The following is a 5320-nucleotide window of genomic DNA, read 5'->3' as shown; positions in this document are numbered from 1 at the left end:
TTTCTGGATGGCGGGTAGGTTTCCGGCAATCGCGTAGAAACTGCCCTGTAACGTAATTTGCTGGTTCTTAATTCTTTCAAGTACTTTTTCTAGGGCAATTAATCCACTTGTTTCGTTTCCGTGCACACCTGCAAAAACGATGAACGTAGGGTCATCACGATTCCCTGGAAGGTTAATTAGCAGGCGTGATTCAGGTGATTTAAAATTAACTGTTCTCGTCATTATCCATTAGTTCTTGATACAAATGCCGGGAAATATGCACAAAATCATGCTCAGTTATGATCCCAACCAACCTCTTATCCTTAACAACCGGTAAACAGGATATATTACTTTCAACAATCAGCTCGATGGCATCGGCTACTAACATGTCAGGCTGAGCAGTTACTGGTTCGGTTACCATAACCTTCCGAATAGGAATTTGAGAAAAATCTTCTCCTGAGTTGTTAGCATAATAGGTAATAATTGAATCTTTGGTAATTATTCCAACCAACTCCCCGTCGCGTTCTACCGGAATATGACCAATTTTTTTCCAACTCATAATATGAGCCGCTAAATCTACAATATCGTTTTCTTCTACCGTATACAGGGTTTTAGTCATTACTTGGTCGAGCCGCCAGAAACGGTTCTTCCAGTCGCCCGCTTCTTTAACCGAGGCTAGCTTCCACGTATGTACAGGTTCATTACTCTGTTGCCGTTCTAGCATACCAGCGGTAATTGCCACCCAGGCTTCATCCGGAGTAGTGCTCTGCTTAAGTAGTTGTTCGTAGGACTGCAACATCCAGCGAGACCCCGTATTACCTGACTCGGTACGCTTTCGGATAATATCCAGATAATGTGAGCAGTCAGATTCGTTCACACCTACTTTTTTTAGACCTTCATGAGCCAGAGGCAGAAGTTCCTCCAGAATAAGTTCTCGGGCCGAAATTAACTTTCGGTCCAGCCACTCAAACTCTACTTCTAAGCCTAACCGGGCCGCTTTCAAAAAATTAGTCTTTACCCGGTCAAACGGAATTTTCTCTTGAATATCTCGATATTGCTCAGGTAGAGCATTCATTAAGCCTAACCAAAACGCAGTATTTGCCAACTCATCTTCAATAGTGGGACCCGCCGGTAGTATTCGGTTCTCAATGCGAAGGTGGGGCTTACCTTGAAAAACCCCGTAACAAATGCGGTTCCACCGGTAAATAGTACCGTTGTGAAAGTTTAGGGCCTCCAGTTTGGGAACTCCTCCTTGTTTTAATACTTCTAAGGCATCTTCCTGAAATTCAGTGGTAAGATAAGCTTTGTAGCCCGCCACGTCATCATGGAAGATTTCAGCTACCGAGTTTTTTAGCCAGTCATTCCCAAAAGATACTCTAGCCTCCTCATTAATAAGGTTAGAATAAGGTTTGCGGGTATCGGTCGTTTGACGAAGCAGGGCAATCCGGGTTTCGTGCCACAGTCGCTTGCCCAAAAATACTGGCGAATAGGTTGCGCAGGCTAATATTGGGGCCGAAATTAACTGAGCCCAGTTGTACATATCAACCATCTTGTCAGCATCTACTTGTAGGTGGAGCTGAAGACTGGTCATGCAGCCCCCAAATGTAGAGGGATTATCCCGGGTAATCAGTTCGTCTAATCCTTGAATATTAAATTCATATTGTTTACCTCGAAGGCGGTTTACATTCTCCAGTAATGCCTGATAGCGAGGCTCAGGAGTCATAGATTCGGGCGAAGTGTCAGATTTGCGGATCGTCGGAAGAATACCGGTTAATAACACTTGCGCATTTTTCTGATGAGCCTCTTGTTCTACTTCACTAATCTTTTCTTCAAGTTCCTGTTTTAGTTCAGTCAGACAAGAACCTTCAAATAATATAGGTGATAAGTTTATTTCTAAGTTAAACCGGGCGTACTCCGTAGTAACGTACGGGCGGTTCATCGTTTCTTTGATTTCTGGTCCAATAAATGCCGGACGAAAAGCCTCATCAACAAAAACCATCTCCTGCTCAGCACCAATGCGCTGCACTCCCTTCTCGAACTTGTTTTCTGCTAACATTTGCTCGAGTGCTTGAATATCATTCAGCAGGGAAGAAATATATTGCTGCTTGTCTTCTTCACTTTTAATAATCTTGATGCTGGAATTAGCCATGAGTTTAGATAAATAAAAAAATATTTTGTATTAAATTTCAAAGAATAATGAAAAATTGGTAAATTGCGTATATAGTACACTGGTACCTTATACTAAGAAAAATAGTTGCTCCAGTGTTTATTTAAGAAGTAAATAATTATGCAGCAAGTTGCTATCTCGCAAAAATCAGTTGTCTTAGCTTATCTCAAACTTCTTCGGCCCTCGCAGTGGGCTAAGAATTTATTTATTTTTATTCCTCTCTTTTTTGAAGGTCATTTTTTTGAATTGGAACTTCTTCTAAAGCTAGGTGTAGCTTTTGTTTCATTTAGTGCCGTATGCAGCGCTATTTATGTGTTAAATGACTACCGAGATATTGAAGCCGACCAGGCACACCCTACCAAATGCGAGCGCCCGCTGGCTTCGGGTGAGGTTTCTAAAGGTGCTGGTTTAGTACTCATGAGTCTATTAGCATTAGTCGGATTAGGGGTTGGTTTGCTGCTTAATGTTTGGTTTTTTCTGATCCTTTTAATGTATGTTGGAATCAATATCGGCTACTCATTCGGTTTAAAACATATTGGTATTTTAGATATATTCTTAATTGCTTCAGGATTTTTGCTTCGTACAGTCAGCGGTGGAATAGTGGCAGATGTTCCGGTTTCTCAGTGGCTCATTATCATGATTTTTCTACTGGCCTTATTTCTGGCAATTGCTAAACGTCGCGATGATGTAGTATTGGGGGCTAGCTCCGGAGTTCTTATCCGCAAATCGGTGAAGAACTATAATCTGGAGTTTATCAATGCTTGCATGACCATGATTGCGGGAATTATTGTGGTAGCCTATTTAATGTATACTATATCCGATGAGGTAGTAATGCGCTTGGGCGAGCATCTGGTTTATACTTCGGTGTTTGTTATAGCAGGATTAATGCGCTACTTACAAATTACGCTAGTAGAAAAAAATAGTGGCTCACCTACCAAACTACTTTACAAAGATTCGTTTATTCAAATTACGCTGGTAGGCTGGATACTTAGTTTCTTCTGGTTGATCTATTTGGGTTAAGCTTGATGAATCAATCTGTTAATTCTTCTAATCCGAATAATACAGAAGGCTCTTCAACCAAAAGTGTCGCTTTTTTCGATTTTGACGGTACTATCACCAATCGTGATTCTTTTATTGATTTCATAGTATTCTATCACGGAAGATTTGCTGCCTACTTTGGCCTGTTTCGCTTACTTCCTTTTTTGTTGGCTTATAAAATTAAGTTGATGCCAAACTGGCAAGCGAAGGAAAAAGTGATGACCTATTTTTTCAAAGGTGAACCACTAGCCGATTTTCAAACCCGTTGTGAGCAGTACGCAACGGAGCGAATCCCTCAAATAACCCGAAAGAGCGCATTACAAGCCATACAAAAGCACCAAGAACTAGGCAACGATATCTACCTTGTTTCAGCTTCTCCTGAAAATTGGCTGCTAGCTTGGTGTCAACAAAAAGAGATAAAATTACTTGCATCAAGGCTAGAAGTAAGCAAAGGCCGACTAACTGGTAACTTATTAGGAAAAAATTGCTACGGTCCGGAAAAAGTAGTCCGAATTCGTCAGGTGGTGGATCTATCTCACTATCAGAATGTTTACTCCTACGGTGATAGCTCCGGAGATAGACAGATGCTCCAATTAGCAGACCATGCGTACTATCGTCCGTTTAGATAAAGAAATGATCTTACAGTTAAATTTGGCGATTGTCAATTAATATTATATATTTCAACAAGCTAACTATTGCACTAACCTTTTCAATATGAACTTCTTCAAATTTCTTAGCCTTTTCTTCTGTTTTACCCTACTGATTGGTTCCGCTATGGCTCACCCTGGGCATGGTGCAGAACATTCTGATCCTCACAGTATATTCCATTATTTAACGTCGCTAGTTCATTTAATACCACTACTCACTATTTTGGGTATTGTATTATTTGCCATTGCGAGAAAGCGAGCTACCTCTAAAAAGCTTCTCCGAAAATAGGCTGATTTCTATCCATCTATTATTTAGTTCCTTGCTAAAAAATTAGAAAAGTACAAATTTTCTATAAATGGCATTCTGTAAGGAATGAAGCCATTGCAATCGGCTTATTATAGAGAATTAAGCTAGATTAATCGTGTAATTGAAAAATAAAATTATGCGATTAATCAGTATCTGTATTGGATTACTACTATTTCATGCTGGGGCTTTCGGACAACAGTCTGATGATGAACCTGAGTACGAACTAGTCAATTTAGGACGTAAGGTAAACAGTATTTATCACGAATCAGCTCCAGTCCTATCTCCCGATGGTAATACCCTGTATTTTACTATCACTAATCATCCCGAAAACACCAATGGTACCGACGGAAGCCAAGATATTTGGTTTACCGAGCGGAAGGAAGACGGTAATTGGTCACCCTCGCAACACTTAGAAACCCCATTTAACCGAGAGGATTATAATCAAGTAATGAGCGTATCGGCCGATGGGCAGGAAGTTTTGGTCCGAAGTGGTAGCAGCAAAAAATGGGAATTTGCTACGATCCGAAAAGTAAACGGCGCATGGCAAAAGCCAGAGTCATTGCGTATTAGCAACTTTGACGGTATGTGCCGGGGAAGATTTAACGGTGGTTTTATGTCTTATGATAAAAAAGCCATGTTGCTATACTTTAGCGAAGTAAAAGATAGTAAAGTTAGCGACCTCTACGTGAGCTTTATTGAGAGTCCGGGAAAGTGGTCTACCCCTCAAAAGATTGCCGCACTTAATACGAAGCGAGATGAGTTTGGGCCATATTTAGCCCCCGATAACAAAACACTATATTTTGCGAGTAACCGACCGGGCGGACATGGCGGTGCCGATGTATATCGAACTACCCGGCAGGATGACTCCTGGTTAAAATGGTCGAAGCCGGAGAACGTAGGTGCTCCGGTAAATACTAAAGGATTTGATGCTTTCTACGCGGTAGGCCAAGCTGATTCTGTGGTGTTTACAACCCGAGCAGATATGTCGGCTGATGGTGGTCATCTGGATATTTACGGTTTAGAGAAAATTAAGAAAATCCCACCCGTACCCCCGGTTACCCGACTGGAAGGTATGGTCATGAATCAGAAAACCCAAGAGTTTGTGGAGGCCACTATAGAAATTAGTACTCAGCAACAGGTGCTCACTACTGAAACAACGAATAAAGACGCAGGGATATATGC

3 protein-coding genes and 2 pseudogenes are annotated in these 5320 nt (G+C 41.2%); 3 read left to right on the top strand and 2 right to left on the bottom strand.

Translation table 11 applies throughout. The features are described 5' to 3' along the window. A pseudogene (locus WBA23_RS00150) lies at nucleotides 1–222 on the bottom strand (hypothetical protein); the annotation flags it as partial. Then, nucleotides 206–2128 carry a CBS domain-containing protein gene (locus WBA23_RS00145; RefSeq protein WP_424580200.1) on the bottom strand — a complete coding sequence of 641 codons (1923 nt, stop codon included), beginning with the start codon at nucleotides 2126–2128 and terminating at the stop codon, nucleotides 206–208. The gene WBA23_RS00145 and the pseudogene WBA23_RS00150, both read right to left, overlap by 17 nt. A 138-nt stretch (nucleotides 2129–2266) precedes the next feature. Here WBA23_RS00145 and WBA23_RS00140 point away from each other — a divergent pair, with 138 nt between their 5' ends. From WBA23_RS00140 to WBA23_RS00130, 3 genes and pseudogenes are all read left to right on the top strand, one after another. Further along, nucleotides 2267–3166 carry a UbiA prenyltransferase family protein gene (locus WBA23_RS00140; protein ID WP_424580199.1) on the top strand — a complete coding sequence of 300 codons (900 nt, stop codon included), beginning with the start codon at nucleotides 2267–2269 and terminating at the stop codon, nucleotides 3164–3166. A gap of 5 nt (nucleotides 3167–3171) precedes the next feature. Beyond that, a complete protein-coding gene (locus tag WBA23_RS00135; protein WP_424580198.1) occupies nucleotides 3172–3813 on the top strand; it encodes an HAD family hydrolase in 642 nt (213 codons plus the stop codon). 461 nt (nucleotides 3814–4274) lie between these two features. After that, nucleotides 4275–5320, top strand: a pseudogene (locus WBA23_RS00130) (adhesin); the annotation flags it as partial.

The sequence above is a fragment of the Tunicatimonas sp. genome (assembly GCF_049647865.1).
In the GTDB taxonomy this organism is placed as follows: Bacteria; Bacteroidota; Bacteroidia; order Cytophagales; family Cyclobacteriaceae; genus Tunicatimonas.
This window is presented reverse-complemented; position numbering and strand designations above follow the sequence as displayed.